This is a genomic window from Microbacterium sp., from assembly GCF_030149085.1.
GTDB lineage: Bacteria > Actinomycetota > Actinomycetes > Actinomycetales > Microbacteriaceae > Microbacterium.
Map to the genome: position 1 here is coordinate 21,219 of NZ_JASBSF010000341.1, position 25,429 is coordinate 46,647.

A 25,429-nucleotide genomic window follows, 5' to 3' on the forward strand; every position below is an offset into this window, starting at 1 on the left:
CACCTCCGCGAAAGGCCTGGCATGACCGGCATCCACAACGACATCACGAGCGCGTTCGGCAACACTCCCCTCGTCAGGCTCAACCGCGTCGCGGAGGGCGTCGATGGCACAGTGCTGGCAAAGCTCGAGTTCTACAACCCCGCGTCCAGCGTGAAGGACCGCCTCGGCATCGCGATCGTGGATGCCGCGGAAGCCTCAGGCGAACTCCCCCCGGGCGGCACGATCGTCGAGGCCACCAGCGGCAACACCGGCATCGCGCTGGCTATGGTCGGCGCCGCTCGCGGCTACAAGGTCATCCTGGCCATGCCCTCGTCGATGTCGACCGAGCGCAAGCTGCTCCTGAAGGGCTACGGCGCGGAGCTCGTACTGACCGACCCGGCCCTCGGTATGAAGGGCGCGGTCGCGAAGGCAGAGGAGATCGCCGCATCCACACCCGGAGCGGTCCTTGCCAAGCAGTTCGCCAACGAGGCGAACCCTGCGATCCATCGCAAGACCACGGCTGAAGAGATCCTGCGCGACACCGACGGCAAGGTCGACTACTTCGTGGCCGGGATCGGCACGGGCGGCACGATCACCGGCGTCGGCCAGGTGCTCAAGGAGCGCGTCCCCGGCGTCAAGGTCGTCGCCGTCGAGCCTAAGGATTCCCCGCTGCTGACCGAGGGTCGCCCCGGTCCCCACAAGATCCAGGGCATCGGCCCGAACTTCATCCCCGAGATCCTCGACCAGGGCGTTATCGACGAAGTCATCGACGTCGAGTTCGACGACGCGATCACCACCGCCCGCGCCGTGGGCACAAAGGACGGCATCCTCGTGGGTATCTCCAGCGGTGCTGCAGTGTGGGCTGCTCTTCAGGTCGCGGCGCGACCCGAGGCCGCGGGCAAGAACATCGTTGTGGTCATCCCCTCCAACGGGGAGCGCTACCTCTCAACGGCACTGTTCGAGCACCTGCGCGAGGACTGAGCGTGGGGGTGCGCCACGTCATCGGCCGTGTCCGTGAGGACATTGCCGCAGCGAAGCTCCGAGACCCTGCTGCCCGCAGCGGTCTGGAGATCGCGGTCCTCTATTCGGGACTGCATGCGATCTGGGCGCACCGCGTCAACCACTGGCTCTGGACCCACAACGCGCGCTTCCTCGCGCGGGCGGGATCTCAGCTCACCCGCTGGCTCACCGGCATCGAGATCCATCCCGGCGCGCAGATCGGACGGCGCTTCTTCATCGACCACGGCATGGGCGTCGTCATCGGCGAGACTGTCGAGATCGGCGATGACGTCCTGCTCTACCACCAGGTCACGCTGGGCGGCCGGCAGCGCGAGGGTGGCAAGCGCCACCCCACGATCGGCAACGAAGTCGCGGTCGGCGCCGGCGCGAAAATCCTCGGCCCGATCACGATCGGCGACCGCTCGGTCGTGGGGGCGAACGCCGTGGTCACGCGGGATGCGCCAGCCGACAGCGTGCTCACCGGCATCCCGGCAAAGGCCCGCAAGCGCAAGGACGGGATGGACACCCGCGCCATCCTGACGATGCCCGACTACCAGATCTGAGCAGACCTCAACGAGGTTCGCGGAATCGCATGGAGTTCGCAGGATGCCGCGACAATCGTGCGAACTTCGCGTCATTCTGCGAACGTCGCGCGACTTCCAGAGCCCGTCATGCAGACGAGCCGGGTGTCACGCGTTAGCCCCGGGAAGGTGACAGCACGCCGGCACGCCGTAGGTGCGCAGCTGCGCGAAGGCAGCGTCGTCGACCTGGTGGGATGCCGCGGCGAACTCCCCGAGGTCGACGCGAGCGCCGCCGAGCCACGTGCCAAGCACGCCGATGGCGCTGATCTTGTCGGGAGCCACCGAGTACGGATCCGCGTCGAGTTCGACGAAGTCCGCGAATTTGCCCACCTCGATGGAGCCGATCTCGTGCTCGCGCCCCAGCGCGAACGCTGCATTGATCGTGTGTGCCCGCAGCGCCTCATCCAGCGTCGCCGCCTGTTCGGGAGCGTGCAGAGCGCCGGACACGCACCGGCGCGTGACGGCTGCCTGCATGTTCAGCAGCGGCGTGGGAGGCGTGACGGAGCCGTCGTTGTGGAACGAAACCGGAAGACCCGCGTCGAAAGCGTCGCGGAAGCGCTGCCAGGAACCACCCACCGCCGGCTCGAACATGCCCCCGTCGAGCAGATCGCCCCAGTAGTAGAACTGGAACGGCCCCATGGAGGGCACGGCACCGATTGAGGCCATCCGAGCGAATTGATCAGCACGAGCACCGCCGATGTGCTCGATCCGCCAGCGGTGATCACTCTCGATCAGGTTGTGCCGGCCGAGCACCGTTGTGAAAGCATCCAGCACGATGTCGATCGCGATATCGCCGTTGGCGTGGAAGGCCATCTGCCAGCCCTCACCGACGTGAGCCTCCAACAGGGCGTCAAGCTGGTCGCGGGTGTAGTTCATCATCTTCTCGCCGGGGATTCCCGGATCGATTCCTGCAGCGCGCGTCACCTCGGTGTCGAGGTAGGGCGAGCTCATCGCCACGTTGCCGACCCACGGCGACCCGTCGGCCCAGAGCTTGATCCCCTGCTTGCGCAGCATCTCGTCAGGCGCCGCTGAGGTGAATGGATCACCGCAGTCAGCCTCCGTCGACATGTGGTACAGCGAGATCCGCAGGGGGCTGTTCGGAAGCGATGCGAGCGCCTCGTACGCCGACTTCAGCTCGGTCTTGTACGTATGCTCCGACGTGGCGGTGATCCCCGCCGAGGACAGCAGCACGTAGTACTCCACGGCCCCCTGCAGGGGCTTCGGGCTCTTCGCAAGGGCCTCCAGCACGGGAGCCGCCTGCGCCATGGCCGCAGGAATCTCGGTGGCCACACCGTTGAGGGAGCCGTCGGCGTTGCGGCCGAAGAATCCGCCAACGGGGTCCGCCGGTGGGTTCTTCACCCAGCCGAGGTGCTCGAGCACCGCGGTCGTGACGTAGGACGTGTGCCCCGAGTTGCCGAAGACCATCACCATGCGGTCGCCGAAGATGGCATCGAGTTCTGGTGCCGTCGGGTCGGCGTGCTTGTGCAGGAGACCATCGAAGCCGAAGAACGCGAGCGGCTGGTCGGCCGGCGTCTCCGCGATCGCCTTGTGGAAGGCAGCGACCACGTCATCCCATGTCGGGGCGAACCACGGCGCGATCCAATACGCCGGCGGCATCGTGGCCATACCGCTGAGAACGGGATGCGAATGCGGCTCGACGAATCCGGGTAGCAGCGCGGCGGCGCCCGTATCGTGCAGGCTTGCGCCAGGTAGCGCGCTCTGACACTCAGCCACGCTCCCCACGGCGACGATCCGCCCGTCTGAGACAGCGACAGCCTGCGCTCTGGTTCGCGCCGCGTGCATCGTGACGATGGTCCCCGCGGTGATGATGACGTCCATGTCTTTACCCCCCTTTGCTGACGGCCGTGGTCGGCGCCCCGTCTATTTCTCGGAGCGACGCTCCTCGACCTTCTTCTTGATGAAGACCATCGGCAGCAGCCACGTCGCGAGGGCCGTGACCAGCCACACAATGACGGGTGCGAGAATCCAGGTGAGCACGAAAGGCTCGCCGATGCTGATGCCGCCACGGGGAATGAGCACAACGATCACGAGCGCGACAAGGGTCGAGATGATGCCGATGCCCCCGAGCAGGGCGGGCGCGTTACGCTTCGCGACTGTCGCGATCCACGGCGACAGGACGCTCTGGAGTACGGCGAAGATCAAAACGGCAAGGACGAAGCCCCACCAGTCGGCCCAGTCGATACGGAAGCCGGGAAGCAGCAGGTCGGCGGCGATGAGGCCGACGGCGGCGGAGAGGACGAAGATCAACGCGCGGATGAGGAACATGACCACGCCCTGACAGTAGCGCCTCGATGACCACCGCGACAGGATCTCTCGCTGCGGCGCGCGGGATCAGTTCCCGTCTGAACCGAGAGCGGCGAGCCGCTCCTCCTCGTCGGCTGCGATGCACGACGCGATGATCGGTTCGAGGGCGCCATCCATGACCTGATCCAGGTTGTAGGCCTTGTAGCCGGTCCGGTGATCGGCGATGCGATTCTCGGGGAAGTTGTAGGTCCGAATGCGCTCCGAGCGATCCATCCCACGGATCTGGGAGCGACGGGCATCGGATGCCGCGGCATCCCGCTCCTCCTGCTGTTTGGCCAGCAGCCGGGCTCGCAGGACACGCATCCCGGCCTCGCGGTTCTGCAGCTGAGACTTCTCGTTCTGCATCGACACCACGATGCCTGTCGGCAGGTGCGTGATCCGCACCGCCGAGTCCGTGGTGTTCACCGACTGGCCGCCGGGGCCGGAGGAACGGAACACGTCGATCTTGAGATCGTTCTGATCGATGTGGATCTCTTCGGGCTCATCGACCTCGGGAAAGACCAGTACGCCTGTCGTCGAGGTGTGAATGCGCCCCTGGGACTCGGTCGCGGGAACCCGCTGTACGCGGTGCACGCCGCCCTCGTACTTCAGATGAGCCCACACACCCTGCGACGGGTCGGTGGACGACCCTTTTATCGCGACCTGGACATCCTTGAACCCACCGAGGTCTGACTCATTGCGCTCGAGAAGTTCGGTCTTCCACCCTTTCGAGGCGGCGTACTGCAGGTACATCCGCAGCAGGTCAGCGGCGAACAGGGCGCTCTCTGCACCGCCCTCGCCCTGCTTGATCTCCATGATCACGTCGCGCGCATCATCCGGGTCTCGCGGAATCAGCAGCCGCCGAAGCCGCTCCTGCGTTTCGGCGAGGCGCTCCTCGAGTGCCGGCACCTCCTCTGCGAAGGCGTCGTCCTCCCTCGCGAGGTCGCGGGCAGCTGCCAGGTCATCGGATGCCGCCACCCACGCGTCGTGGGCAGCGACAATCCGACTCAGTTCGGCGTAGCGTCTGTTCACCCGCTTTGCGCGGGCAGGATCTGCGTGCACCGCCGGGTCAGACAGTTCGATCTGCACCTCGCGGTGCTCGTCGATCAGCGCGCGGACGGAGTCGAACATCGCCGGCTCGGCCATCTCGATGCCGCCGGGTCAGCGGATGCTGTTCTCGTGTCCGTGGCCGTGTCCGCCGGCACCGTGACCGTTGGAGGTCGGCGCCGGAATCGACTTCTGCATCTGCACGAGGAACTCGACGTTGGACTGGGTTTCCTTGAGCTTTCCGAGCACGACCTCGAGTGCCTGCTGGGGGTCGAGGCCCGCGAGGGCGCGACGCAGCTTCCAGGTGATCTTGACCTCGTCGGGCGAGAGCAGAATCTCTTCGCGACGCGTGCTCGACGCGTTGACATCCACTGCGGGGAAGATGCGCTTGTCAGCAAGCTGGCGGTTCAGACGCAGTTCGCTGTTGCCGGTGCCCTTGAACTCCTCGAAGATGACGTCGTCCATCTTGGAGCCGGTCTCGACCAGTGCCGTGGCGAGAATCGTGAGCGATCCGCCGTTCTCGATGTTGCGAGCAGCGCCGAAGAAGCGCTTGGGCGGATAGAGCGCTGAGGCGTCGACACCGCCGGTGAGGACGCGGCCAGAAGTCGGCGCGGAGATGTTGTAGGCGCGGCCGAGTCGGGTGATCGAATCCAGCAGCACGACGACGTCACGGCCGAGTTCGACGAGGCGCTTGGCCCGCTCGATGGCGAGCTCGGCGACCGTGGTGTGGTCTTCGGCTGGACGGTCGAAGGTCGAGGCGATGACCTCGCCCTTCACGGTGCGCTGCATGTCGGTGACTTCTTCGGGCCGCTCATCGACGAGCACGACCATGAGGTGGACCTCGGGGTTGTTGGTCGCGATCGCGTTCGCGATCTGCTGCAGCACGATCGTCTTCCCGGCCTTCGGTGGCGCGACGATGAGGCCGCGCTGGCCCTTGCCGATGGGAGCTACCAGGTCGATGATCCGCTGCGTGAGCTTTTCGGGGGCAGTCTCCAGGCGCAGGCGCTCCTGCGGGTAGAGCGGCGTGAGCTTGCCGAACTCGACGCGGTTCGCGGCGTCCTCGACCGACAGGCCGTTGACGGCATCCACCTTGACGAGTGCGTTGTACTTCTGGCGGCCAGTCTGCTCGCCTTCGCGGGGTTGCTTGATGGCACCGACGACGGCATCACCCTTGCGCAGGTTGTACTTCTTGACCTGACCGAGCGAGACGTATACATCGCTCTGGCCGGGCAGGTAGCCGGTCGTGCGAACGAAGGCGTAGTTGTCGAGTACGTCCAGGATGCCGGCGATCGGGATCAGGACATCGTCCTCGCCGACCTCGGGCTCGAACTCGTCGTTCTGGTTCGGGCCACGGCGCTTGTTGCGCTGGCGACCGCGAGCGCTGGACGCACCGCCGTCCTCGTCCGAGTTCGTCGAGGCCGACTGCTCAGGCCCGCCGGTCGAACCCGCGTTGCCGTTGCCGGCGTTACCCGATCCGTTGCCGTTGCCGCCGGATGCCCGGTTGCGGCTGCGGCTACGGCTGCGGCTGCGGCTGCGGCTCGGCGTGGACTCTTCGCCGGCGTCGTCGGAGGACTCGGCGCTGGTCGACGACTCGTCGGCTGCTACTGCCTCGGCGGGAGCAGCCTCGGGTGCATCCCCTGCATCGAGGGGCTTGTCGCCCTCGGCCGACGTGTCGACCGGCTTGTCGTCTGCAGCCGCGCTCGACTGCTCGGCGCCGGTGGACGCGGGCAGCTCTGCGGCAGCCTCGTCTGCGGGAGCCTCGTCTGCGGGAGCCTGCGCGGCAACGTCGGTGCTCTTGGCTCGACGGGGTGCCCGCTTGCGTACCGGCTTGGCTGGCGCTTCAGCGGCGGGAGCCTCCTCGGCGGGGGCCTCTGATGGCGCTGCGGATGCCTGCTCCTCAGCAGTCGCTGCTTCCTGGGCGTCCGGGGACGAGGCAGGGGCCGCGTCAGCAGTCTCGTCGCTCGCCTCGGCGGCATTACCTGCATCCTCGGCCGGCTCCGTGCTCGCCTCGGCAGTAGGTTCTGCGACCTCGGTCTCGACAGCGGCCTCCGACTCGGGAGCCGAAGCTTCCGCGGCGTCGGCGTCGGCGTCGGCGTCGGCGCTCTCGGTCTCGGTCTCGGTCGATGCTTGCGACGGGGTGGTTTCGGTCTGGGGTGCGGCCTCGTCGGCCGCTGGGGTGGTCTGGTCGACAGCGTCGCTCTCGGACGCGTCGGTCTGGACCTCGGAGATGGACTCCACGAGTACTCCCTTGTGTACCTAATGTGCGGTGAATCGAATGATGTGCGGACCCGCACGGATGAAGAAGCCGCCGCGATGGGCTCGAGGTGCTGAGCGGGACTCAGCGTCTCGTGCTCATCTGCCTCTCCTCGATTCCTTCCGGACAGAGATGTCCGGATTCGGAAGATCGAGGGAATTGCGGAGGCTTCGCAGATATGCGGCGGGGGCCAGATTCACGAGTTACGTGGAACCCCCCGCGTGCTCCTTCACTGTACCACCCTTGACGTCGACGGCCAGCATGTGAGCCTCCCACGGGGTGTCCGTGACCTGCTCGGCAACCGCTGCCGCCTCCAGGCGACGGCCCGGTCCGTCCGCCAGCACCAGCACACTGGGGCCCGCTCCCGACACGACTGCCGCGAAGCCCTGCTCGCGCAGCGCCCGGACCAGTCGGTCGGTCTCAGGCATCGCCTGCGCACGGTAGTTCTGATGCAGCTTGTCTTCCGTGGCGGCAAGCAGCAGCTCGGGGCTCTGCGTGAGAGCCGCGATCAGCAGCGCTGACCGCGAGAGATTGAAGACCGCATCCTCTCGAGGCACCTGCAGGGGCTGAAGGCTACGGGCGACGCTCGTTGACATCGTGAAGCCCGGGACGAACACGACGGGCGAGACACCGCGGTGCACCAGCAGCTTCTTGTGCTGCGGGATCGCCTCGTCCATCCACGCGATCGTCAGACCGCCGAACAGCGCCGGTGCCACATTGTCGGGATGCCCCTCCAGCTCGGTCGCCAGGCGCAGCATGGTGTCGGGCCCGATCTCGACATCACCCTCGAGCAGTCCCTTGACGGCCAGGATGCCGGCAACGACCGCTGCGCCAGAAGACCCGAGGCCGCGGCCGTGCGGGATCGTGTTGCGGGCGCGCAGACGCAATCCGGGCATGGGGCGGTCGACCGCCTCGAAGGCATAGGCCATGGCCCGCACCAGAAGGTTCGTTTCATCCCGCGGGATTTCGTCAGCGCCTTCACCCTCGGCCTGGATGTCGAGCCCGGGCTCCGCAAGCGAGGTCACGACCAGGTCGTCGTAGATGCTGAGGGCGAGCCCCAGCGTGTCGAATCCCGGACCCAGGTTCGCGCTGGTCGCGGGCACACGCACCGCGACCGAACGTTCGGCGACCCGGGCTGCGTTCACGCGGGCGCCCCTGCGCGCGCGAGTCCCAGCACAGAGGCCACCTCGGACGTGGTCGCGTCCACGACAGTCGGCCGGGCCTCCGAGCCGTCGGCGTTACGCAGCGCCCACTGCGGGTCCTTGAGCCCGTGGCCGGTCACGGTCAGCACGACCGTGGATCCCGCCGGGATCACTCCCGCCTCCGCCCGGTCGAGCAGGCCCGCAACGCTGATCGCCGATGCCGGCTCCACGAAAACCCCGACCTCACCGGCGAGGATCTTCTGCGCGGCGAGAATCCGCTCGTCGTCGATCGCGCCGAACCAGCCATCGGTCGCCGCCCGGGCTTCGAGTGCGAGCTCCCACGATGCCGGGTTTCCGATCCGGATGGCGGTGGCGATCGTCTCGGGGTTCTTCACGACTTCGCCGCGCACGAGCGGAGCGCTTCCCTCTGCCTGGAACCCGAACATCCGCGGAACGCGGGTAGCGACGCCACGCTCTGCCTCCTCGCGGTAGCCGCGGGAGTACGCCGTGTAGTTACCGGCGTTGCCGACGGGGATGAAATGGAAGTCGGGCGCGTCGCCGAGGACCTCGACGATCTCGTACGCCGCAGTCTTCTGCCCCTCGATGCGGTCAGGGTTGACCGAGTTCACGAGGTGGACGGGGTAGTTGTCGGCGAGCTCCCGGGCGATCTCGAGGCAGTCGTCGAAGTTGCCGCGGATCTGGATGAGCTGACCGTTGTGCGCCACCGCCTGACTGAGCTTGCCCATGGCGATCTTGCCCTCGGGTACCAGCACTGCCGCAGTGATCCCCGCGTGGGCGGCGTACGCGGCAGCGGATGCCGAGGTGTTGCCCGTCGAGGCGCAGATGACGGCCTTGGCGCCGTGCTCGACAGCCCGTGAGAGGGCTACGGTCATGCCGCGGTCCTTGAAAGAACCGGTCGGGTTCATACCCTCGAACTTCACCCAGACCTGGGCTCCGGTGCGCTGCGACAGCGCCGGCGCCGGCACCAGGGGCGTGCCGCCCTCTCCGAGGGAGACGACCGTCGATTCCGCGGTCACCCCCAGGCGGTCGGCATACTCGTTCATGACTCCGCGCCACACGTGTGCCACGTCAATCTCCTTCTACTCGCAGGACCGAAACGACCCGGTCCACGACGTCACTGTCAGCGAGGCGGGCAACCGTCTCGCTGAGATCCTGTTCCAATGCCTTGTGGGTGCCGATCACGAGGCGGGCAACACCCGTCGGGTCGGCGGTGACGCGCGCGAGCGGGTCGGTGGATGCGTCAGCCACCGTCTGTTCGACCGTCGCAATCGAGACGCGACCCTCGCTGAGGATGCCGGCCACGGTCGCGAGGACCCCGGGCTCGTCGGTGACCTCGAGCGTGATCTGGTACTGCGTCGTCACGTGCCCGATCGGCAGGATCGGGAGGTTCGCGCGGGTCGACTCGCCGACCCCCACGCCACCGGCAATATGGCGTCGTGCGGCAGAGACGACATCGCCCAGAACCGCGGATGCCGTCTGCACGCCGCCCGCTCCGGCGCCGTAGAACATGAGGTTTCCGGCAGCCTCGGCCTGCACGAACACGGCGTTGTTCGCGCCGTGGACGCTCGCGAGTGGATGTTCGCGAGGCACGAGGGCCGGGTACACCCGCACGGAGATCGCCTCGCCGGAGCCGTTCGACACACGCTCGCAGACGGCGAGGAGCTTGATGACATAACCCGCCTTGCGCGCGGCATCCATCATCGGCTTGTCGATCGCGGTGATGCCGTCGCGGTGAACCGCCTCCAACGGCACCGACGTGTGGAAGGCGAGGCTCGCGAGGATCGCTGCTTTCTGCGCCGCGTCGTATCCCTCGATGTCGGCCGTCGGGTCAGCCTCGGCATACCCGAGGGCCTGTGCCTCCGCGAGGACCTCGCCGAAGTCGGCACCCTCGGTGTCCATCCGGTCGAGGATGTAGTTGGTGGTGCCGTTGACGATGCCCATGATGCGCTGCACCCGGTCGCCGGCGAGCGAATCACGCAGGGGACGGATGATGGGAATCGCGCCCGCCGCCGCCGCCTCGTAGTACACCTGCGCGCCGACCTGGTCGGCTGCTTCGAAGATTTCCGGTCCGTGCGTGGCAAGAAGCGCCTTGTTGGCCGTCACGACGTCAGCACCCGAACCGATCGCCTGGAGCAGGCTCGTGCGCGCAGGCTCGATCCCGCCCATCAGCTCGATGACGATGTCGGCGCCGAGAATGAGGGTTTCGGCATCCGTCGTGAACAACTCGCGCGGCAGGTCAGCATCGCGGGGCGCATCAGGGTTGCGTACGGCGATTCCTACGAGTTCGAGGCGGGCTCCGGCGCGGTCTGCCAGTTCGTCGGCGTGCTGACGCAGCAGCGCGGCGACCTGGGAGCCGACGGCTCCAGCGCCCAGCAGCGCCACGCGGAGGCGGCGATAGTCGGTCATGCCGTCCTTTCGGTCGGGAGGATGCCGGCGTCACGCGCCAGCAGGTCATCGATGGTCTCACCGCGCACGATCACGCGCGAGCGGCCGTCCCGGACGGCCACGACGGCCGGACGCGGGAGGAAGTTGTAGTTGCTGGCAAGCGAGAAACAGTACGCGCCGGTCGCCGGCACGGCCAGGAGGTCGCCCGGCGCCACATCGGCGGGAAGGTACTCGGCATCCACGACGATGTCACCGGACTCGCAGTGTTTGCCGACGACGCGAACCAGGTGCGGGGCGGCGTCGCTGACCCGGGATGCCAGGCGTGCACTGTACTGGGCGCCGTACAGCGCGGGTCTTGCGTTGTCGCTCATGCCGCCGTCCACGCTCACGTACAGGCGCTCGAGGCCGTGTTCGAGAGCGACGGTCTTCGTGGTGCCCACCGTGTAGAGGGTGACGCCAGCCTGCCCGACGATCGAGCGGCCCGGTTCGAAGGCGAGATTCGGCATCCGGATGCCGCGCGCGGCGCACTCGGCAGCTACCGCGTCGACGATCCCATCAGCGAGAACCTCGATCGCGGTCGGTGTGTCGGCACGCGTGTAGGCGATACCGAATCCGCCGCCGAGGTTCAGGACCTGGAGGTCTTCAGCAGCATCCGTGCCGCCCCGCAGGTCTGCGTAGAGCCCCACGATGCGGGCTGCCGACTCGGCGAACCCGGCGGTGCCGAAGATCTGCGAACCGATGTGACAGTGGAGTCCGACCAGCCGAAGGCCCACGGCTTCGCGCACTCGGGTGGCAGCCAGGACGGCATCCGCGAGCGTGAAGCCGAACTTCTGATCCTCGTGTGCTGTCGCGAGGAAGTCGTGGGTTTCCGCGTGCACACCGCTATTGACGCGAATGAGCACGGGTTGCACGACGCCGGCAGCTTCCGCGACGGCAGCGAGACGCTCGATCTCCTGGAAGCTGTCGACGACGATGGAGCCGACACCGACGGCGACGGCTCGCTCGAGCTCGGCGACGCTCTTGTTGTTTCCGTGTACCCCGATCCGGGCCGGATCGACACCCGCTGCCAGGGCGACGGCGAGTTCACCGCCGCTGGCGACGTCGACGGCGAGCCCGGCATCCGTCACCCAACGCACCACCTCTGTGCTGAGAAAAGCCTTGCCCGCGTAGTACACCCGCGCCGCAACTGCGTGCCGCGCCGCCGCGGATGCGAAAGCCTCGCGGGCACGGGCAGCGTGAGAGCGCACATCATCTTCATCGAGGACATACAGCGGCGTGCCGTAGTCCCGAGCGAGCGCGGATGCCGCGACTCCCCCGATGACCAGTTCGCCGTCAGCATCGCGCGCGGCATCCGTCGGCCACACACCATCGACCAGGTCGTTGGGATCCGACGGCACGTCCAGCCACGCCGGAACGGGCGGGGTGGAAGTCGGGTGGGCGGACACGCGGAAGCCAATCGGTGAAGTCTTCGGCGCCGAACAAGCGGCGCGAGCGGGCCCCGGGCGGTCAGCGCACGCGCCGAGACACTCCGGTCAGTCTAGGGCACCGGGTATCCTCGCCCGGGAATCCGCCAGTCTGCGCTCCCCCGCGCCCGCGCGGGGCTACGAGCCGCTCTCGAGTCGGCTCCGCCAGCCCTGTCGCACACCGTCTGCGACGAACGCCGCGTCCACGCTGTGGCGCGCCAGCGCCGCGATCATGGCGTCATCGAACTCGAGATCGTTGCGCAGGACCGCCACCTCGTTCGAGAGCAACGAGCCGGTCTGACGCGGGTTGTCATCGCCGAGGACGACCCGGGCACCGGCGCGGGCGAACCTCGCTGCCGGGTGGGCATCCATCGATGTCACAGCACCCGTGTAGACGTTCGAGGTCGGGCACACCTCGACCGCGATGTCGCGCTCAACGAACCAACGGATGAGGTCCGGCTCCTCCGCGATGCGTGCGCCATGGCCGATGCGGGTCGCGCCGAGAAGCTCCACGGCCTGCTGAGCTGCGCGCCCGGATGCCGCCTCGGCGGCATGGCACGTGATACCCAGGCCCGCACTGCGCGCGATGGCAAAGGCATCCCGATACCGGTCGAGGTCGGGGAAGAGCAGTTCGTCTCCGGCCAGGTCGAATCCGACCACGCCCGTCCCTGCCGCGCGAGCCGCGGCCCGGGCCACCGCCTCGTTCACGTCGCTAGGGTCACTGCGCAGCGCCGCGACGACCACGCCAGCAGAGATTCCGGTGTCGGCCATGCCCGCCTCGATTCCCGCGCACATCGCCGCGATCACGGCATCCAGCTCTGCCAGCGTCGACGCGTGCGAGGCGGGACCGAACCGCAGTTCGAGGTGATCCTCACCGTCGGCGGCGGCATCCTCGACGGCTTCGCGCGTGATCCGCTCGAGCAGGTCGAGGCGCGAGAAGAACGGGAACGTCGCAACGACTTTCACGAGGTACGTGGTGAGATCTGCCGGTCCATCCAGCTGCAGCGCAGCCGCCCAGTCGCGGTCGGCGTCCGGCATCCCGAGTTCCCTCGCGATTTCGGCAGCCGTCGACGGCCGCACACGCCCCTCAAGGTGCGAGTGCAGGTTGATCAGCAGGGGCGCCCCCGCCGGCGTCGCGCTCACGCGCAGGTGCCGTTCTGCTGAAGGGTTGCGTCGTCCAGCATCCGGCCATCGATGTCGAACGTGGCGACAAGTTCCGCGCCCGTGACCGACGCATCCGTCAGGGTCGCTCCGGCGGGCAGGTACTGCGCAACACAGATCTGCCAGTCCTGCAGCACGGGGTCGGCGAGCGACCCGAACTGGTCCCGCACGCCGTCAGCGGTCACCGCGAGTCCACTGACCTGCAGGCTTTCGGGTCGAAGGACGAGCTCGCCGGCCTCGGCGCTCGGCACCAGCGATAGTGACACCGGGATGCCGAACCCGAACAGCGAGAGCTCGGTTCCGACGACGATCGCGGGGTCCTCGAGCGTGAGATCGACGATGTCGATCTGGGCGACGCTGTCGGTGAGGGCTGCCACCTGAGTCTGGTTGAGAGTCACCGTGGCAACTCCCGCACCCACGGTGTACGGCGCTGTCGTGCTCACCCCCTGCAGGGTGACGTCGACATCCGCCCTCGTCGGACCCAGCGGGACGTCATCGGAAGAGAGCCGCAGGTCGTCGAGGCTGCCGGTGAGCAGCTGCAGGGTGAGCGGGCCCTCGATCGACACGTCGACGGGCTGATCGGCGGGCAGGTCGAGTCCCGTCCGCACCTGGCTGGCGATGCCCGCCTCGATCGTTGATCGCACGACGGTCTCGACGATGACGACGACAACCACGACGATGACGATGACCACGGCCGCAGCTGCAACGAGCCACGGCCACACCCGGCGACGCTTCTTCGGCTCTTCGGGAACCGCGAGCACCCACCCCGCGCGAAGATCCGGCAGCGGGTCGGTCGGGTGTTCGGCATCCGTCATGGGTTACATCCGTTCGGGAGCTCCGACGCCCAGCAGCGTCAGTCCGTTGCGCAGCACCTGGCCGGTGGCGTCGTTGAGCCACAGCCGCGTCTGGTGCACCGGCTCGATGGGGTCGTCGCCGAGCGGGATCACGCGGCAGTTGTCGTACCACCGGTGGTAGAGGCCAGCGAGTTCTTCGAGGTAGCGAGCGACGCGGTGGGGCTCTCGCACTTCCGCGGCGAACGCGACAGTGCGGGGGAACTCCTGCAGGGCGCCCAGGAGGGCAGACTCGGTCTCGTGCGTGAGCGTCTCGGGTGCGAACACGCTGCGGTCCACGCCCGCCGCTGCGGCATTACGTCCGACGTTGTGCGTTCTGGCGTGCGCGTACTGCACGTAGAAGACCGGGTTGTCGTTCGTGCGCTTTTGCAGGATGTCGAGATCGATGTCGAGGTTCGAATCCGTGGAACTGCGCGTGAGGGCGTAGCGGGCGGCATCCACCCCGACGGCCTCGACGAGGTCTTCGAGGGTCACGACGGTGCCGGCGCGCTTGGACATTCGCACCGGCTGGCCCTCACGCAGCAGGTTCACCATCTGACCGATAAGGATCTGCAGGTTCACGTACGGCTCGTCACCGAATGCCGCGCACATCGCCATCAGGCGCTTGACGTACCCGTGGTGGTCGGCGCCGAGCATGATGATGCAGCGGTTGAAGCCGCGCTCGCGCTTGTCGAGGTAGTACGCCAGGTCGCCCGAGATGTAGGCGGGCTGGCCGTCGCTCTTGATGACGACGCGATCCTTGTCGTCACCGAAGTCGGTCGAGCGCAGCCAGATCGCGCCATCCGCCTCGTAGATGTGACCGAGATCGCGTAGCCGGTCGACGGCACGGGTGACAGCTCCGGATGCGTGCAGATCGTTCTCGTGGAAGTACACATCGAAATCGACGCCGAACTCGTGCAGGCTCTGCTTGATCTCGTCGAACATGAACCCGACGCCGAGTTCGCGGAACGCCTCTTGCTTGGCTTCGGCATCCAGTGCGTCGAGGTCGCCGTCGTAGGCATCTGTCACCCGCGCCGCGATGTCGGCAATGTAGGCCCCACCGTACCCGTCCTCGGGCGCCGGCCGACCCTCGGCCGCGGCGACGAGGCTTCGCGCGAAGCGGTCGATCTGGGCGCCGTGGTCGTTGAAGTAGTACTCCCGCGTCACGCTAGCGCCTTGCGAGGCGAGGATGCGGGCCAGCGCGTCGCCAACGGCAGCCCACCGGGTGCCGCCGATGTGGATCGGACCCGTGGGGTTGGCCGAGACGAATTCGAGGTTGATGACCTGGTCAGCGAGCACCGTCGAGGTGCCGAAGGCAGCCCCGGCGTCGACGATCGTCTTGGCCAGAGAGCCGGCGGCTGCGGCATCCAGTCGAATGTTGATGAATCCGGGGCCCGCCACCTCGACACTCGCGATGCCGTCGACTTCCTCGAGCCCCGCGGCGATCTCGGTCGCGAACTCGCGAGGGTTCACGCCGAGGTTCTTCGCGAGCTTCAGCGCCGCGTTGGAGGCCCAGTCGCCGTGGTCGCGGTTCTTGGGTCGCTCGAGCGGCAGGTCTGCGGCGGTCAGATCGGATGCCGCGCCGTCGCGTCGAGCCTCGGCAAGAGGCGTGATGACGGCGAGGAGTGCGGCGGAGAGTGCTTCGGGGTTCATGGCCGATCCAGTCTAGGCGCGCAGCGCGCCCTCCCCTCCCGCGTCCCTGCTGACTCCGCGAAGCAGCCACCCGATACCGAAGCAGCCGTCAGTGCGGGCTGCTTCGAGGGTTCGTGGCTTGTTCGCGGCTCAGGCGAGCTGCACGAGCGAGGCGAAGTCGTCGACGGCGTCGGGGGCGGATGCCTCGGGTGCGGCATCCGTGTCGGGCGACGCGATTCGCGCATCCACACGCATGCGATCGAGGCTGAGGTTTCCGCCGTGGTAGCTGAGGAAGGCGCAATCCGCGGCATCCCGTCCGGTCGCGATCCGCACGAGGGAGCGCCGGTCGGCCAGGCGCGTGGCGTCGATGACGTACCAGGCGCCCTCGAGATAGGCCTCGGCGACGGCGTGAAAGTCCATCGGTTCAAGACCCGGCGCGTAGCACGCCGTGTAGCGGGCTGGCACGTCCATCGCACGAAGAAGCGCGATGACCAGGTGTGCGTAGTCGCGGCACACACCCTGCCCGGTCATCAGGGTCGTGACCGCCGAGTCGGTGCCGAGGCTCAGTCCCGGGGTGTAGGTCACGGTTTCGGATACGAATTCCGACACGGCAAGCAGAAGCTCCTCGCCGACGAGGCCTTTGAACTGACGCCGGGCCTGCGAGAACACCTCGTCGGACTGGGCGTATCGGCTCGGACGCAGGTAGGTGATCGCCTCGAGGTCGCTCGTCGGCCGCGATGTCACCTGCTCGTCGACGACGGCGTCGTAGCGGACTTCGAGAACCCCCGGCTCACCACAGAACCGGTGCAAGCGACTGCCGGTCTGGTCGATGATCTCGATCGGTGTGTAGATCCGATCGCCCTGCGAGAAGGTGAGATTCTCACTCAGAACAGGTGCATGCTGCGCGACGGCGATCTGGAAGATGAGGTCGATGGATGCCCGGAGTTCCAGGTCCAGTTCAGCGGTCACGATGCGATGCACCGGAGTATCCTCGCACGCCGTGAAGACCTGCGGATGACGCGTCCCGGTGACCCGGGTTCGGGGCGGTCAGGGCCGGGCCGGTGGGCGATGGTAATCTCGATCGGTACGCCTCCGTAGCTCAGGGGATAGAGCGTTGGTTTCCGGTACCAAAGGTCGCAGGTTCGATTCCTGTCGGGGGCACGCTATCGAGAAAGGGACCGTCCGAAGGGCGGTCCCTTTCTCGATGTCTACACCCACCGTCAGGCGGGCCCCTGCCGCCGGAGGCTCCGCGCGCTGCGCAGCGGCGCGTGGAGTGGCGGTAGGGCGCGGGGGCACACCACTTCCGCTGGCGCAACTGCCCCGATAGCCTGCCCCCGACGACACTCGGGGAGAGATGATGGCGAATCTATTCAGCAGGCACGCACACGACGTGTTCGAAACGGGTTTCTACAGCGAGGACTTCGACTTCGAAGTGCGCATCCAGCTCGGACAAGCCCCCTACGGTGGCTCGGATGTCGGCGAAGTGCTGCGAACCATCGCCGAGGTGAAAGACGGTGACCACGAGGGCTGGTATCAGGCGTGGAGCTCGCTCGGCGAGCGCCTTGCGACACAGGCGGCGGCCTCAGCGGATGCCGGGCATCGCGCCAGCGCAGCGGCGGCGTACTTGCGCGCGGCGAACGCCTACTCCCCCGCCGTGAACGCAGCAGCAGCGTTGGGCGATGAGGAGCTGCTGCAGCACGCCTTCCGCGCCCACCGGGCAGCATGGGACGCATTCGTCGATCGCGCGCCGTACTCCGCCGAGCGCCTCGCGATCCCGTACGAGAACACGACGATGCCGGGCTACTTCTTCAGCGCGAGCACGGACGGCGCAAAGGCACCGACCCTCATCCTGGTCAACGGCAGCGATGGATCGATCAGCAGCATGTGGGCGACCGGCGGCCTTGGCGGACTCCAGCGCGGGTACAACGTGCTGATGTTCGACGGACCCGGTCAGCAATCGATGCTCTTCGACAAGAACATCCCCTTCCGCTACGACTGGGAGGCTGTCATGACGCCGGTCGTCGACGCACTCGTCGCTCGCGACGACGTGGATGCCGACCGTATCGCCGCGTACGGCATCAGCCAGGCAGGGTACTGGCTCCCCCGGGCCCTCACGTTCGAGCACCGGATCGCCGCGGCAGTGGCAGACCCCGGAGTCGTCGACGTATCGCAGTCCTGGCGCGCCGGCATCCCGAAATCCGAGATGGAGCTCGTCGAGAAGGGCGAGAAAGAGAAGTTCGACCGCGGGATGGAAATGGCCCTGCGCTACTCGAAGTCCGTCTCGCGTCTGTGGAACTTCCGCGCCAAGCCGTTCGGCAAAGACAGCCCGTACGACACGATGGTCGAGATGCTGCGCTACCGCCTCGAACCAGAGGATGCCGCAAAGATCTCCACGCCGCTCCTGATCACCTCACCCGAGAAAGAGCAAATCTGGCCGGGCCAGTCCGAACAGCTTGCTGCGATGGTGACGGATGCCACGCTTCAGCCCTTTACGGCGGACGAAGGCGCCGACTATCACTGCCAGCCGCTGGCGCGCCTGCTCACCGACGAGCGGATGTTCGACTGGCTCGACACGCGTCTCGGACGCTGAAGCCCCTCCAAGCCGCATCTGCGGCGTAGGAGAAATCTCCGCAGCAGGATGAATGTCGGCTGAATCGTCCTACGTCGGCAACTTCTCCTTCCTCCGAAACTCGGACTCGGCTGCCGCCGTGACCCACTCAGACGAGAAAGAAACCGTCGAACAGGCCCGGGTTGTGCGCGTGCACGAGCACGGCGAAGACCACCGCGTCGAAGAGCAGGTGCACGGTGACGACGTACGCGAGCGAGCGCGTGACGAGGAAGATGTAGCCCTGCAGCAGGGCGAACGGGATCGTCAGGAGCGGCCCCCACGCCTGGTATCCGAGCTCCCACAGGAACGAGACGAACACGACGGCCTGCAGCAGGTTCGCGGTGAGCGGATGCATGTGCCGCAGCAGCAGGACGAAGACGGTACAGATGAAGAACAGCTCGTCCCAGATGCCCACGGCACCCACCCCGACGAATAGGCGGGCGATGAGATCGGGAGTGTCAACGACCGGCCAGTTCAGGTACACGCCTGAGGTGATGAAGTAGAAGGGCAGGATGAGCCACCCGAGCACGAGCACACCCACAAGCCAGGCCCACTGAAACCAGCTCCAGCGCCCGCCGCCCCGCCAGGGGAACCCGATCGCCCGATCCCGGTAGACGAACCGCGAGATCAGGTACGGAACTGCCACCGCTCCCCCGAGGGCTAGACCGAAACGGAGGATCGCGAGGTTGTCGAGCTCGGCCTTGAGCGGGATGGCGCTGACGATCAACATCCCGATCGCGATGAGGGACAGGTCTCGCAAGATCGACGGTTCCCGCGACACGGTCCGGGCCGTATCGAACCGCGTCCCCACCCGCACGGCCGGACGCGCCCCAGCAGGCGCGAACCGCTCCACCAGGGCTGCGGCGATCAGTCCCGCCGCCAGGAGCGCCCACCCGAGCCAGGGGATCAGGGCGACGAAGAATGCTGGTGCTGCCAGCACGACCAGCACAGCAGGCAGGACGCGCCACGACATCGCAGGAAGCCGGCGAGGAGCGCCGTGCGCGGCATCCGCGTGGCTGCTCACGCAGACCGCCGGTAGGTGAGGTCGCGAATCTCTCGCCCGGCGCGCGTGCCTTTACGTTCGAACGCCGTGAGCACGCGACCGTCGAAGCGAGGCGCCCAATCGCCGTCGAAGGCGCGAGTGAACTCGGGCGCAGCATCCAGCACCGACACCATCTGGTCGGCGTAGTCCTGCCAGTCCGTGGCGAGTCGAAGCACGCCGTTCGGTCGCAAAACGGATGCCGCAAGCGCCGCGAACTCGGCCGTCACCAGGCGCCTCTTGGTGTGCTTCTTCTTGTGCCACGGGTCGGGGAAGAAGATCCACAGTTCATCGACGGATGCCGAGGGCAGGAGATGCTCGAGAACCTCGGGAGCGTTGCCCTCTACGAGTCGGAGGTTGTCGAGGTTCGCCTGGTCGGCATCCAGCATCGTGCGCGCAAGCCCCGCCCGAAAGACTTCGACAGCAAGGAAGTTCGCGCCCGGCTGGGCGGTTGCCGCGTGCACGATCGCGTGCCCCTGGCCCGATCCGATCTCGACGATCAGCGGCGCGGTGCGTCCCCACACCGCCGCCGGGTCGATGGTCGAACCTTTTCGGATACTCGTGGAGGCAGCATCCCGCTCGACGGGGATCAGCATCCGGGGACTGACGTCGTTCCACGCCCGCTGCTGCGCCTCCGACATCCGGCCGCTACGTCGGACAAACGAGACCGGTCTCAGACGAAAACCCGTCGGGGCCTCGCCGGAAGATGTCACACCGGGGGCGCGACCGGTCACGGATACCCGATGGTCCACAGCAGGAACACTGCCACCACCTGAAGTCCGAGGCAGCCCAGCAGAAGCCACTGCCTGCGGTGCTGCGTCGACGAGAAGCGCTCGTCACCGAGAAGGGGCGAAAGCGGCATCATGAGGCGGAACGTCGACTGCTGGGGCAGGAACACACCGAAGAGGTAGAGGCCGTAGCTTGCCGCGTACGCCACGATCACCAGACCGAGCTTGCGCGTGGGCTTGGAGAACATCCACCACGCGAAAGCCGCCATGATCGCCAGCACCAGCAGGATGCCGAACACGTTCAGGTATGTGCCAAAGAACCGGAACCACGGCGTCATGGGCACGAAGTCACCGGTGCCGACGAGCGGAATCCACCAGGCGGTCTCGGTACGAACGTAAGCGTGCGGGATGCCGGTGACGGCATCGGCGATGTACGTCCACGACAGGCCGGCCGCCGCGATCGCGATCCCGCTCGCGGCAAGGCTGAGGCGCTGGGTCCAGGGGAACGGGTCGGTGCGGTGCTGCATCCATCGCACGAGGAAGACGATTCCAAGGCCCAGCGCGAGCGCGAGGACCCCGGGCCGGGTATAGGCCGCGAGCACACCCACCGGCAGGATGAGGAGGTACTGGCGCTTTATCGCGAGGAGGAGGGCCGTGAAAACGAGCAGGAGGAACAGCGACTCGGCGTACGCGAGCACGTAGACGAACGACAGGGGTGCGAAGGTGAACAGGACGATGCCCCACCAGGATGCCTGCGGAGTCGTGACGCGCCGAAGCAAGAGGAAAAGAACGAGGGTAGCGCCGAGGCTCGCCGCGATGCTGACGATGATCCCGATGATTCCCTCGTTCACACCGGTCAGGTCATGGCCCACCCGTTCGAGGAATGGCAGAACCGGCAGGAACGCCCAGTCGTTGGGCTGAACGATGCCCTCCTCCATCGGGAGCCGGACCGGATAGCCGGTGCGGGCGATGTTGAGGTAATGGTCGGCATCCCACCCCGTGAGGAAGGTGAGGAAGGTGCGCACGTGGATGCCGAACGGGCCGAAGCCGAGGTCAGCGAGCCGCGAGATCTCGAAGAACATCCACAGCAGCCCAAGGTTGACTGCGCGACCGATCGCCCAGATCCCGACGACCTTGGTCAGCGTCCCAGACGCGATCGGTTCGACGCCGACGCGCGCCGAGGTGAGGTCTGAGAGCCATTCGCTCAGAGCGCGAGGAAGACCTCGCCATCCCCGGGAGGAGGGGGCTCTCCGAGGGGAGAGCGCGACATCCTGTCGAGAGGTGGGAACCACTGCTGACCTTCCGCGCACACAAAAGGAGGCGAGAACGCCTCCCCCTAGTATGCCAGTCTCTGCGGCAGGACCAATTCGGCGCTCGGTGCGGCTCCGTCAGTCCGCAGCTGTCACGTAGTCGATCAGCTCCTCGACACGACCGAGCAGCGACGGTTCCAGGTCACGATAGCTGCGCACCGAGCCCAGTATTCGGCGCCAGGCGCGCGCGAGATCCGCGGGAGTCTCGCTCGGCCAGCCCAGGGCGCGGCACGTCCCGACCTTGATGTCAACCCCGCGCGGCACGGTCGGCCACGCGCGAAGCCCGAGGGCCGCGGGGCGTACGCACTGCCACACATCGATCTCGGGATGACCGACGATCAGAAGGTTCTGCCCATGCCTGCCGCGCATGATCTCCGCGGCGACGCGGGCCTCTTTCGATCCGGTGACCAGATGGTCGACGAGGATGCCGTACCGGCGGCTCGCTGACGGGGGCTCCTCATCGAGCATGGCGGCGAGGCGGTCGACTCCTTCGAGATACTCGACGACAACCCCCTCGGCACGCAGATCATCGCCCCAGACCTTCTCTACGAGCTCGGCATCGTGGCGCCCCTCGACGAGGATGCGGCTGGCTCGCGCGACACGCGCCCGCTGTTCGGGAGCCGCGAACGAGCCGGACGCCGTGCGCTGCGGTTGCCGGGAGGCAGCTGGCCGGTGCGCCACGAGCACAACGTGCGATCCATCGAGGAGAAAGCCGGGACCCAGCGGAAAGCGGCGCCGCGAACCAAAGCGGTCTTCGAGTTCGACGGTCGCTGCATCCGCCTGGGTCACAGCGCCGCAGAATCCGTCGGCCTGCACCTCGATGACCAGGCCCCGCTCTGCCGGCACGCGAGCACTGTCAGTCTTCCCGTGGCCACGCCAGCCGCTTGCGAGTACGTCAGTTCCGTACCGATCGTCCACCACCGCACCTGCCTTTCGGGCACTCACCCTACGACGCACGCTGTGAGGATCCGGTGTGCCTCGCGGAGTGCTTCCCCGGGGCCGTGCGCCATCAATAGGATCGAAGGACGCGGGCTTTCGCGCGCCGGGAGGGGAATCGATGCCGACTCGATGGTCGTTCGGGGCGGTCCTGAGCGCGGTGGCGATGGCGGTATTGCTCTCGATCACTGCGGCGCCAGCGAGCGCCACCGATCCGGTCACGCTCGACGCTGCCTACGTCCTCGACGAGGTCGAAGCGCTCAGCGCTGCGGACGAGGCAGCCGCTGACGCCAGGCTCGCCGAGCTGTACGAGTCGACCGGCGTCGACCTTTACGCCGTGTTCGTTGACGACTTCACCAATCCGTCCAACAGGAACGAGTGGGCTGATGCCGTTGCGTATGACAACGGGCTCGGTCAAAGCCAGTACCTTCTCGCGGTTGCCACCGACTCGCGGCAGTTCACCATCTCAGCCGACTCGTCCGGCCCGCTGAGCGAAGACCAACTGCTGGCCATCGAGGATGAGATCAAGCCCTACCTGAGCGCCGGCGACTACCTCGGTGCGATCACGACGGCAGCCAATGGGTTTGAGGAAGCCCTGGCTGGCGGATCCGGGGGCGGCGGGTTCTTCACGGTCGTCCTGCTCGTCGTGGTGGTCGCTGCTCTTGCTGGCCTGGTCTTGTGGATCGTCATCCGTTCGCGCCGAAAGCGGGAAGCTGATCCGCAGGCGGTGAGTCTCGATGAGCTCGCTCGGCGTGCCGCATCGGCGCTGGTCGCAACCGACGATGCCATCACGACCAGCACGCAGGAACTCGGGTTCGCTCGCGCGCAGTTCGGCGACGCTGCGGCCACCGAGTTCGAGACGACCCTCGCCGCGGCACGAGCGAGCCTCATGGAGGCGTTTTCGCTGCAGCAGCGCCTCGACGATGCCGAACCCGACACTGAAACTCAGATCCGCGAGTGGAACCTCGCGATTCTCGACCTGTGCGAGAAGGCGAACACAGCGCTCGACGAGAAAGCGGCGGAGTTCGAGTCGCTGCGCGAGCTGGAGCGCACCGCACCGCAGGCTCTCGAGCGCGTCGCCAGGGACCGCGAAACGGCCTCAGCCGGCGTAGCGGACGCCGAACGGGCACTCTCTGAGCTTGAGGCGTCCTTCCATCCGGATGCTCTTGCGACTGTCGCCGACAACCCGGAGCAGGTCCGTGAGCGCCTTGCCTTCGCTGATGCCGCGCTATCCCAGGCCCGGCAGGACCTCGCCGCCGGCAAGACAGCCGAGGCCGCAGTAGCTCTTCGCGGCGCCGAGGATGCCGTTATCCAGGCGCTGCAGTTGGAGCGCGCGATCGACACACTGGCACGGGACCTTCAGCAGGCGGCAACGAACGCGCAGAGCGTCATCGCCGGGATCGAAGCCGACATCGCTACCGCGCGCGCACTTCCTGATCCCGACGGGCGCCTGGCGGGTGTCGCGGCGAGCACGACGCAACAGGTCGCAGCGGCCCGAGCTCTCCTGGATGCCCCACAGCGGCGTCCGCTTGCCGCGCTGCACGCGCTCCAGGAGGCAGACCGGCAGATCGACGAGGTCCTGCAAGCAGCGCGGGACGCGCAGGCTCGAGCGCAGCGAGCCCAGCAGGCGCTCTCGCAGATCACGATGCAGGCGAGCGCTCAGATCTCCGCGGCCGACGATTTCATCGCGTCCCGGCGCGGCGCCGTCGGCGCCGAAGCCCGGACGCGACTGGCCGAGGCCCGCGCAAGCCTCGCCACCGCACAGCAGATTCAGGTCTCCGATCCCGCGCAAGCCCTCCCTCACGCACAGCGCGCCGAGCAGCTCGCGTCTCAGGCGATTCAGGCCGCCCAGCGCGACGTGGGCGCTTTCGACGTCAGCGGCTACGGCGGATCCCGCGGCGGCGGATCGAACGGCATGATGGGCGCAGTCCTCGGCGGCATCGTGCTCAATTCGATCCTCTCCGGTGGCGGAGGCGGTATGCGCGGCGGATTCGGCGGCGGCGGTTCCCGGCGAGGAGGATTCGGTGGCGGATCCCGCGGTGGCGGGTTCGGCGGCGGAGGCTCTCGCGGCCGGCGCGGCGGGGGCCGCTTCTAGGCACGATCGATCACCACTCACACACCCAGACGGAAGGACACACCATGGCAAAGCAGTCCATCTTCGGACGCATCTCAACCCTCATGAAGGCGAACATCAACGCGATGCTCGACCAGGCCGAGGACCCGCAGAAGATGCTCGACCAGCTCGTGCGCGACTACACGAACAACATCGCGGATGCCGAGGCTGCCATTGCCGAGACGATCGGCAATCTGCGCCTTCTCGAGCGCGACCACCAGGAGGACCTCCAGTCGGCATCCGACTGGGGAAACAAAGCGCTTGCCGCCAGCCGCAAGGCCGACGAGTTCCGCGCTGCAGGCGACGCGGTGGACGCCGACAAGTTCGACAACCTCGCCAAAGTCGCGCTGCAGCGTCAGATCGCGGCCGAGAACTCGGCGAAGGCTGCTGCCCCGCAGATCGCCTCGCAGACCGAGGTCGTGAACAAGCTCAAGGACGGCCTCAACGGCATGAAGCAGAAGCTCGAGCAGCTCAAGGCCAAGTCGGCCGAGCTGGTTGCGCGTCAGAAGACCGCCGAAGCCCAGACGAAGGTCGTGGATGCCGTCAAGTCGATCGATGTCCTCGACCCGACCAGCGAGCTCGGCCGCTTCGAAGAGAAGGTGCGCCGCCAGGAAGCGATTGCGCAGGGCAAGACCGAGCTGGCGGCCTCGAGCCTGGATGCCCAGTTCGAGAGCCTCGAGGATCTCGGTGAGCTTACGGAGGTCGAAGCTCGTCTTGCCGCCCTGAAGTCAGGCGGCGCACCCAAGCCCGCCATCGAGGGCTGATCGAACCGGCCGATGGCTCACTTCGTCATCGCCCCGCAGTGGCAGGGCTCCGGATCGGCTCGCGCGATGCAGCTGATCGACGGCGCCGAAGCCATCGCGGGCGACCTTCCGGCTTCGGCCTGCACCCGGTTGG

The 25,429-nt window shown here is 67.3% G+C and carries 21 protein-coding genes, 1 tRNA gene and 1 pseudogene; 7 read left to right on the forward strand and 16 right to left on the reverse strand.

What is annotated here, in order from left to right:
* Positions 1-21: 21 nt before the first annotated feature.
* Positions 22-960 carry a cysteine synthase A gene (gene cysK / locus Q1V87_RS13990; RefSeq protein WP_292711906.1) on the forward strand — a complete coding sequence of 313 codons (939 nt, stop codon included), beginning with the start codon at positions 22-24 and terminating at the stop codon, positions 958-960.
* A 2-nt stretch (positions 961-962) separates the two neighbouring features.
* Positions 963-1,541: a serine O-acetyltransferase EpsC gene (gene epsC / locus Q1V87_RS13995; RefSeq protein WP_300594129.1), complete on the forward strand. Its 579-nt coding sequence runs from the start codon at positions 963-965 to the stop codon at positions 1,539-1,541.
* Positions 1,542-1,667: 126 nt separating this feature from the next.
* On the opposite strand, the gene Q1V87_RS14000 is transcribed toward epsC, so the two are convergent.
* The 12 genes from Q1V87_RS14000 to Q1V87_RS14055 all read right to left on the reverse strand — a co-directional run bounded on the left by Q1V87_RS14000 (position 1,668) and on the right by Q1V87_RS14055 (position 16,779).
* Positions 1,668-3,398: an amidohydrolase gene (locus Q1V87_RS14000; RefSeq protein ID WP_300594132.1), complete on the reverse strand. Its 1,731-nt coding sequence runs from the start codon at positions 3,396-3,398 to the stop codon at positions 1,668-1,670.
* Between the two features lie 42 nt (positions 3,399-3,440).
* Positions 3,441-3,845 (reverse strand): hypothetical protein, encoded by a 405-nt coding sequence (locus Q1V87_RS14005; RefSeq protein ID WP_267189575.1) that lies wholly within the window; start codon positions 3,843-3,845, stop codon positions 3,441-3,443.
* Positions 3,846-3,911: 66 nt separating this feature from the next.
* Positions 3,912-4,994, reverse strand: a complete 1,083-nt coding sequence (gene prfA / locus Q1V87_RS14010) for a peptide chain release factor 1 (protein WP_292711899.1) — start codon at positions 4,992-4,994, stop codon at positions 3,912-3,914.
* 30 nt (positions 4,995-5,024) lie between these two features.
* Entirely contained in the window at positions 5,025-7,148 is a 2,124-nt protein-coding gene (gene rho / locus Q1V87_RS14015; RefSeq protein WP_300594136.1) for a transcription termination factor Rho, read from the reverse strand.
* 219 nt (positions 7,149-7,367) lie between these two features.
* A complete protein-coding gene (gene thrB / locus Q1V87_RS14020) occupies positions 7,368-8,309 on the reverse strand; it encodes a homoserine kinase (protein ID WP_300594138.1) in 942 nt (313 codons plus the stop codon).
* Entirely contained in the window at positions 8,306-9,394 is a 1,089-nt protein-coding gene (gene thrC / locus Q1V87_RS14025; RefSeq protein ID WP_300594141.1) for a threonine synthase, read from the reverse strand. Before thrC ends, thrB begins: the two co-directional genes overlap by 4 nt.
* A 1-nt stretch (position 9,395) precedes the next feature.
* The gene (locus Q1V87_RS14030) at positions 9,396-10,733 is read right to left on the reverse strand and encodes a homoserine dehydrogenase (RefSeq protein WP_300594144.1); all 1,338 of its coding nucleotides are present in this window, start codon (positions 10,731-10,733) and stop codon (positions 9,396-9,398) included.
* Positions 10,730-12,157 (reverse strand): diaminopimelate decarboxylase, encoded by a 1,428-nt coding sequence (gene lysA, locus Q1V87_RS14035; RefSeq protein WP_300594147.1) that lies wholly within the window; start codon positions 12,155-12,157, stop codon positions 10,730-10,732. The genes Q1V87_RS14030 and lysA overlap by 4 nt, the downstream gene beginning before the upstream one ends.
* 156 nt (positions 12,158-12,313) lie before the next feature.
* Positions 12,314-13,318, reverse strand: a complete 1,005-nt coding sequence (gene add, locus Q1V87_RS14040; RefSeq protein WP_300594150.1) for an adenosine deaminase — start codon at positions 13,316-13,318, stop codon at positions 12,314-12,316.
* The gene (locus tag Q1V87_RS14045; RefSeq protein ID WP_300594153.1) at positions 13,315-14,151 is read right to left on the reverse strand and encodes a DUF2993 domain-containing protein; all 837 of its coding nucleotides are present in this window, start codon (positions 14,149-14,151) and stop codon (positions 13,315-13,317) included. The genes add and Q1V87_RS14045 overlap by 4 nt, the downstream gene beginning before the upstream one ends.
* Positions 14,152-14,154: 3 nt before the next feature.
* The gene (gene argS / locus Q1V87_RS14050) at positions 14,155-15,819 is read right to left on the reverse strand and encodes an arginine--tRNA ligase (protein ID WP_300594155.1); all 1,665 of its coding nucleotides are present in this window, start codon (positions 15,817-15,819) and stop codon (positions 14,155-14,157) included.
* A gap of 129 nt (positions 15,820-15,948) precedes the next feature.
* Positions 15,949-16,779, reverse strand: a complete 831-nt coding sequence (locus tag Q1V87_RS14055; protein ID WP_300594158.1) for a transglutaminase family protein — start codon at positions 16,777-16,779, stop codon at positions 15,949-15,951.
* A 107-nt stretch (positions 16,780-16,886) separates the two neighbouring features.
* Between Q1V87_RS14055 and Q1V87_RS14060 the strand changes: the two genes are divergently transcribed.
* Together Q1V87_RS14060 and Q1V87_RS14065 are read left to right on the forward strand one after the other, a co-directional pair.
* Positions 16,887-16,959: transfer RNA gene (locus Q1V87_RS14060), tRNA-Arg, on the forward strand.
* A gap of 229 nt (positions 16,960-17,188) precedes the next feature.
* Positions 17,189-18,388, forward strand: coding sequence for an alpha/beta hydrolase (locus Q1V87_RS14065; protein WP_300594161.1), 1,200 nt, complete (start codon positions 17,189-17,191; stop codon positions 18,386-18,388).
* Positions 18,389-18,515: 127 nt separating this feature from the next.
* On the opposite strand, the gene Q1V87_RS14070 is transcribed toward Q1V87_RS14065, so the two are convergent.
* The 4 genes from Q1V87_RS14070 to Q1V87_RS14085 form a co-directional block, all read right to left on the reverse strand.
* Complete coding sequence (locus Q1V87_RS14070; protein ID WP_300594174.1) at positions 18,516-19,379, reverse strand: CPBP family intramembrane glutamic endopeptidase; 864 nt, start codon at positions 19,377-19,379, stop codon at positions 18,516-18,518.
* Between the two features lie 47 nt (positions 19,380-19,426).
* Positions 19,427-20,086: a tRNA (guanosine(46)-N7)-methyltransferase TrmB gene (gene trmB / locus Q1V87_RS14075; RefSeq protein ID WP_300594164.1), complete on the reverse strand. Its 660-nt coding sequence runs from the start codon at positions 20,084-20,086 to the stop codon at positions 19,427-19,429.
* 89 nt (positions 20,087-20,175) lie between these two features.
* On the reverse strand, positions 20,176-21,465 hold the full coding sequence (locus Q1V87_RS14080; protein WP_300594166.1) for a hypothetical protein: 1,290 nt from the start codon (positions 21,463-21,465) through the stop codon (positions 20,176-20,178).
* Positions 21,466-21,561: 96 nt separating this feature from the next.
* Positions 21,562-22,401, reverse strand: a complete 840-nt coding sequence (locus tag Q1V87_RS14085) for a DUF3097 domain-containing protein (protein WP_300594176.1) — start codon at positions 22,399-22,401, stop codon at positions 21,562-21,564.
* A gap of 139 nt (positions 22,402-22,540) precedes the next feature.
* On the opposite strand from Q1V87_RS14085, the gene Q1V87_RS14090 reads away from it, so the two are divergent.
* The 3 genes and pseudogenes from Q1V87_RS14090 to Q1V87_RS14100 form a co-directional block, all read left to right on the forward strand.
* Positions 22,541-24,514 (forward strand): TPM domain-containing protein, encoded by a 1,974-nt coding sequence (locus Q1V87_RS14090; protein ID WP_300594169.1) that lies wholly within the window; start codon positions 22,541-22,543, stop codon positions 24,512-24,514.
* A 44-nt stretch (positions 24,515-24,558) separates the two neighbouring features.
* Positions 24,559-25,296 (forward strand): PspA/IM30 family protein, encoded by a 738-nt coding sequence (locus Q1V87_RS14095; protein WP_300594171.1) that lies wholly within the window; start codon positions 24,559-24,561, stop codon positions 25,294-25,296.
* Between the two features lie 12 nt (positions 25,297-25,308).
* Positions 25,309-25,429: pseudogene (locus tag Q1V87_RS14100) on the forward strand (arginase family protein); the annotation flags it as partial.

Excerpts from the sequence above, each read along its gene's own strand:
- prfA (WP_292711899.1), bottom strand. The coding sequence starts at position 4,994 with ATGTTCGACTCCGTCCGCGCGCTGATCGACGAGCACCGCGAGGTGCAG.
- Q1V87_RS14000 (WP_300594132.1), bottom strand. The coding sequence starts at position 3,398 with ATGGACGTCATCATCACCGCGGGGACCATCGTCACGATGCACGCGGCG.
- Q1V87_RS14005 (WP_267189575.1), bottom strand. The coding sequence starts at position 3,845 with ATGTTCCTCATCCGCGCGTTGATCTTCGTCCTCTCCGCCGCCGTCGGC.
- Q1V87_RS14070 (WP_300594174.1), bottom strand. The coding sequence starts at position 19,379 with ATGTCGTGGCGCGTCCTGCCTGCTGTGCTGGTCGTGCTGGCAGCACCA.
- Q1V87_RS14090 (WP_300594169.1), top strand. The coding sequence starts at position 22,541 with ATGCCGACTCGATGGTCGTTCGGGGCGGTCCTGAGCGCGGTGGCGATG.
- Q1V87_RS14095 (WP_300594171.1), top strand. The coding sequence starts at position 24,559 with ATGGCAAAGCAGTCCATCTTCGGACGCATCTCAACCCTCATGAAGGCG.
- Q1V87_RS14045 (WP_300594153.1), bottom strand. The coding sequence starts at position 14,151 with ATGACGGATGCCGAACACCCGACCGACCCGCTGCCGGATCTTCGCGCG.
- Q1V87_RS14030 (WP_300594144.1), bottom strand. The coding sequence starts at position 10,733 with ATGACCGACTATCGCCGCCTCCGCGTGGCGCTGCTGGGCGCTGGAGCC.
- trmB (WP_300594164.1), bottom strand. The coding sequence starts at position 20,086 with ATGTCGGAGGCGCAGCAGCGGGCGTGGAACGACGTCAGTCCCCGGATG.
- cysK (WP_292711906.1), top strand. The coding sequence starts at position 22 with ATGACCGGCATCCACAACGACATCACGAGCGCGTTCGGCAACACTCCC.
- argS (WP_300594155.1), bottom strand. The coding sequence starts at position 15,819 with ATGAACCCCGAAGCACTCTCCGCCGCACTCCTCGCCGTCATCACGCCT.